7 protein-coding genes are annotated in these 4,649 nt (G+C 64.4%); 2 read left to right on the top strand and 5 right to left on the bottom strand.

The features are described from left to right. Positions 1 to 226 precede the first annotated feature (226 nt). From rplT to infC, 3 genes are all read right to left on the bottom strand, one after another. Positions 227 to 586: a 50S ribosomal protein L20 gene (gene rplT, locus WA702_RS29045; protein ID WP_425113977.1), complete on the bottom strand. Its 360-nt coding sequence runs from the start codon at positions 584 to 586 to the stop codon at positions 227 to 229. Positions 587 to 660: 74 nt separating this feature from the next. Beyond that, complete coding sequence (gene rpmI / locus WA702_RS29040; protein ID WP_008539890.1) at positions 661 to 861, bottom strand: 50S ribosomal protein L35; 201 nt, start codon at positions 859 to 861, stop codon at positions 661 to 663. A 287-nt stretch (positions 862 to 1,148) separates the two neighbouring features. Next, positions 1,149 to 1,688, bottom strand: a complete 540-nt coding sequence (infC, locus tag WA702_RS29035; protein ID WP_425113979.1) for a translation initiation factor IF-3 — start codon at positions 1,686 to 1,688, stop codon at positions 1,149 to 1,151. 286 nt (positions 1,689 to 1,974) lie between these two features. Between infC and WA702_RS29030 the strand changes: the two genes are divergently transcribed. Then, positions 1,975 to 2,772: an alpha/beta hydrolase gene (locus WA702_RS29030; RefSeq protein ID WP_425113976.1), complete on the top strand. Its 798-nt coding sequence runs from the start codon at positions 1,975 to 1,977 to the stop codon at positions 2,770 to 2,772. A 30-nt stretch (positions 2,773 to 2,802) separates the two neighbouring features. Then, a complete protein-coding gene (locus WA702_RS29025) occupies positions 2,803 to 3,273 on the top strand; it encodes a nuclear transport factor 2 family protein (protein WP_425113975.1) in 471 nt (156 codons plus the stop codon). Here WA702_RS29025 and queG read toward each other — a convergent pair. Next, on the bottom strand, positions 3,209 to 4,462 hold the full coding sequence (queG, locus tag WA702_RS29020; RefSeq protein ID WP_425113978.1) for a tRNA epoxyqueuosine(34) reductase QueG: 1,254 nt from the start codon (positions 4,460 to 4,462) through the stop codon (positions 3,209 to 3,211). The genes WA702_RS29025 and queG overlap by 65 nt on opposite strands. Further along, on the bottom strand, positions 4,411 to 4,649 hold a 239-nt coding region (locus tag WA702_RS29015), incomplete at its 5' end, for a glutathione S-transferase family protein (RefSeq protein ID WP_425113974.1). The genes queG and WA702_RS29015, both read right to left, overlap by 52 nt.

Raw genomic sequence — 4,649 nt, 5'->3', positions numbered from 1 at the left:
TCTAACGCGGCTTCATCGGCGGCAGCGCTGATCTGGTCGAGGATGGAGGTTTCGAGCGTAGCGAGGTCGGACACAGCGATTTCTCCGCGAAATTGCGGGTGGTTGTGGCCGCGAGGGCCGCGAGGGTCAAGGCTAAAACACCCGGCTGATGCCGGGCTCACAAACGCAAAAAAGCGGCCGATCCGATCGGCCGCTTCAGCGCGCTTGTCCGTTCTATCGGGACAGATCAGGCGGCGAGGGCGGCCTTGGCCTTCTCGACGATCGCCTGGAACGCAGCCGGCTCGGTGATCGCGAGATCCGACAGCACCTTGCGGTCGACGGTGATGCCCGACTTCGACAGGCCGTCGATAAAGCGGCTGTAGGTCAGCTCGAAGGGACGCACGGCGGCGTTCAGGCGCTGGATCCAGAGCGCGCGGAAGGTGCGCTTCTTGCGCTTGCGATCACGGAACGCATATTGGCCGGCCTTGTCGACCGCGGCCTTGGCGGCGCGGATGGTGTTTTTGCGGCGACCACGAAAACCCTTGGCGGCCTTGTAGACTTTCTTGTGCTTGGCGTGGGCGGTCACACCGCGTTTGACGCGAGCCATGACGGAAATCCTTTATTCGAAAGATGACGGTTCGCCGCTTCTGACGCGGCTCAAGCGAGATGCAGCTGGTACGGTCAGGCGTTCGGCAAGAAGTACTTCTTGACGTTGTCGCCGTCGGTCTTGAACAGCACGCGGGTGCCGCGGAGCTGTCGGATCTGCTTCTTCGTCCGCTTGATCATGCCGTGGCGCTTGCCGCGCTGGGCGTGCATCACCTTGCCGGTGGCAGTCACCTTGAAGCGCTTTTTAGCGCCGGATTTGGTCTTCAGCTTGGGCATTTGGCTCTCCTCAAAGCCGATAGCAAGCCGCCCGCGAAGGCGGCGCCATCAAGCAAAAATGCTCGTTAGAGCGTTGGAAGTGCTCAGGTTTTTCTGCGATCAGAAAATCCCCGCACGAAGTCATCGCCACGGCAGCCCTTAATCAGCCGGGCGACGAAGGCTGCGCTTATGGCAGAGACGGGGCGAATTGGCAACGCCGAACCGCAAATTCGGGTCGGTGGACTACCCGCACGAAAAAGCCCGCCAAGTGCTTGGCGGGCTGTCCTCGCGTCCTCAATCGGACGAGCTCAGCGTGGCGCCAGCACCATGACGACCTGGCGGCCCTCGAACCTGGCGTCCTGCTCGACCTTTGCGTAAGCCGCCACGTCGGTCTTGACCTTGTCCAGGAGCTTGGTGCCGATCTCCTGGTGCGCCATTTCGCGACCCCGATAGCGCAGCGTGATCTTGACCTTGTCGCCTTCCTCGAAGAAGCGCTGCATGGCCCGCATCTTCACGTCATAATCATGATCGTCGATCATCGGGCGGAGCTTGATCTCCTTGATCTCGACGACCTTCTGCTTCTTGCGGGCCTCGGCGGCCTTCTTCTGCGCCGAATATTTATACTTCCCGTAATCCATGATCTTGCAGACGGGAGGCGCGGCATTCGGCTGAATCTCGACCAGATCCATGCCTGCCTCGACGGCCAACTTGATCGCCATCATCGTTTCCACGGTGCCGTGGTTCTGGCCGTTCTGGTCGATCAGCTGGATCTGCGCATTGCGGATCTCGTCGTTGGTGCGCGGCCCGTCTTTGGCGGCAGCGGGCGGGGCTCTGTTGGGGCGGCGAATGGGTAGGTCTCCAAGGTTGTTAAAGAAGGGCACTAGTGTGATGGAAGATGCCGCTGCAGGCAAGGTAGCACATGCGTGGTTCGTCATTTTTCCGGCTCAACCCGTAAACGGGCTGTATCAGGGAATGCGCGCCCAGCTCAGGCAATCCAGTTCCGCAGGCCACATAGAGTGCAGGATGCGCTTTCGCAAGCAGGGCAGTTCCACAAGTACGCGCCGGGTTGACGGACGGTAAGCGGCTCACCAGACGCTTTGGTACACACAACACCGCAGACAGGGCTAATGATCCATGACCGCTTCCGAAGATTCCGTTGCAGGGCCGGCCTTTATCGACGTCGGCGAGGGCGCAGCGGCGCGGCGGATCGCGGTCCGCGCCCGCCGGGGGAAGGGGGCCGAGCAGGGCCCCGGCCTGTTCTGGCTCGGCGGGTTCAATTCGGACATGCAGGGCACCAAGGCGGTGGCGCTGGATGCCTGGGCGGCCGAGCGGGGGCGGGCCTGCGTCCGGTTCGACTATTCCGGCCATGGCGAATCAGGCGGCCGCTTTGTCGACGGCACCATCGGGCGCTGGCTCGCGGACGCCGTCGCGGTGTTTTCGCAATTCTGTCATGGCCCCCAGGTGGTGGTCGGCTCTTCGATGGGCGGCTGGATGGCGCTGCTGCTGGCGCGCGAGCTGGCAAGGCAGCCGCGCGCCGCGACCTTGGCCGGGCTGGTGCTGATCGCGCCCGCGCCCGATTTCACCGAGGAGCTGATGTGGAAGGGCTTTTCGGCTGAGATCCGCAAGCAGATCGAGGAGACCGGCGTCTGGCTCAGACCATCTGAATATGGCGAGCCCTATCCGATCACCAGGGCATTGATCGAGGAAGGGCGCAACCATCTGCTGCTCGGCAGCGCCATCAATGTCGGCTGTCCGGTGCGCATCCTGCAGGGCGCGCAGGATCCCGACGTGCCCTGGCAGCACGCTTTCGCGCTGGCGCACCGACTGCCGGCCGACGACGTGGTGCTGACCATGATCCAGGATGGCGATCACCGCCTGTCGCGTCCGCAGGACATCGCCCGCATCCTTGCCGCGGTGGCCGAAATCGGCTGAATTGCCTGCCAACGATCGAGGGAGGTTGCCATGGAGATCACGCGCCTGTTGCGCACATTCTGCGCCGGCGTCGAGCGTCGCGACGGTGCGGGCTTTGCCGCGCTGTTCACCGAGGACGGCGTCTATCACGACGTCTTCTATGGCGCATTCAAGGGGCGGGCGGCGATCACCGCCATGATCGACGATCATTTCTATCGCACGGCCAGTGATTTTCGCTGGGACATGCATGACCCCGTCAGTGACGGCAGAACGCTCTATGCCCGCTACACCTTCAGCTATCGCTCGAGCTTGCCCGAAGCGAACGGCGCGCGCGCCATGTTCGAGGGCGTCGCCATCATGACGCTGCGCGACGGCCTGATCGTGGACTACCGGGAGGTCGCCAACACCGCGCCGGCTTTCGTCGCGATGAATTTCGCGCCCGAGCGCGTCCTCAAGATCATCGCGCGGCAGGGGGCGGAGCTGAAGGCGCGGCCGGAGATGGCGCGGCATCTGGCGGACTGAGGCGAGGCGATGTTGCGGCAAGCCATTCCTCGCGCACATCAGGATCGGTCTCGTCAGCCAGTGCCGCCGTCGCGAGCGTTTCGACCGCCTCTCGCGGCAGCAATTGCGCCAGCGCCCAGACTGCGGCCCCGCGCACCAGCGGGCTCGAATCACCTGAGAGCCGCTCCGCGCTTGCTGCGAGCGTTGCGTCACCGGAGTTGCCGATCGCGATCAGCACATTGCGGATGAAGCGGTCGCGGCCGACGCGCTTGACCGGCGATTTGGTGAACAGCGCGCGGAATGCCGGGTCGTCCAGCTCCGCCAACTCGGCAAGCGATGGCGCGCGCAGGGCGTCGCGGGCGGCGAGCTTGGCTTCGCGACCCTGTTGCGCGAACTTGTTCCAGGGGCAGGCGGCCAGGCAATCGTCGCAGCCATAGATGCGGTTGCCGATCGCCTTGCGAAACTCGTGGGGTATCGGCCCTTTGTTCTCGATGGTCAGATACGAGATGCAGCGCCGCGCATCGAGCTGGTAAGGTGCTGGGAAGGCCGCCGTCGGGCAGCTGTCGAGGCAAGCGCGGCAGGAGCCGCAATGATCGATCTCGCCCGCGTCGCAGGGCAGATCCAGCGTGGTGTAGATCGCGCCGAGAAACAGCCACGAGCCGAAGCTGCGCGATACCAGATTGGTGTGCTTGCCCTGCCAGCCGATTCCGGCCGCCTGGCTCAACGGCTTCTCCATCACCGCCGCGGTGTCGATGAACACCTTGACGTCACAGGGCGCTGTCGCCACCAGCCAGCGCGCCAGCGCCTTGAGCTGTTTCTTGATCACCTCGTGATAGTCGTCGCCGCGCGCATAGACCGAGATCGCACCGTGCGAGCGGGCCTGCAGGACCGTCAGCGGGTCCTCGTCGGGGCCGTAATTCACACCCAGCATGATCACCGAGCGCACCTCGGACCACAGTGTGCGCGGATCGGTTCGCCGCGTCGGCTCGCGTGCCAGCCAGTCCATGTCGCCATGGGAGCCAGCCGCGATGAAGTCGAGGAAATATTGCGCGCGCTCCGCGGTGGCTTCGGGCCGCGCCACGCCGAGTTGGTCGAAGCCGAGCGCGCGGGCCTGGTCGACCAGCCTAATCTTCAGATCGGCAAGCTCGATCGCGTCGCTCAGAAGTCGAGGTCCACATAGGTCCGCGACGCCGGCACGCCCGGCAGCCAGTCGCTCAGCAGCGGGCGGAACGACGGGCGGGATTTCACCCGCGCGTACCACGCCTTTGCTGCGTCGTCCTCGATCCATGGCACGTCGCCCAGATAATCGATCGCCGACAGATGCGCGGCGGCGGCAAGGTCGGCGTAGGTCAGGCGATCGCCAGCCAGAAAATTCCGCCGCTGCGCCAGCCAGCCGA

Source organism: Bradyrhizobium sp. (assembly GCF_049798375.1).
Classification (GTDB): domain Bacteria; phylum Pseudomonadota; class Alphaproteobacteria; order Rhizobiales; family Xanthobacteraceae; genus Bradyrhizobium.
The sequence above is the reverse complement of the archived record's forward strand: the minus strand, read 5'-3'. Positions and strand labels throughout refer to the sequence as shown.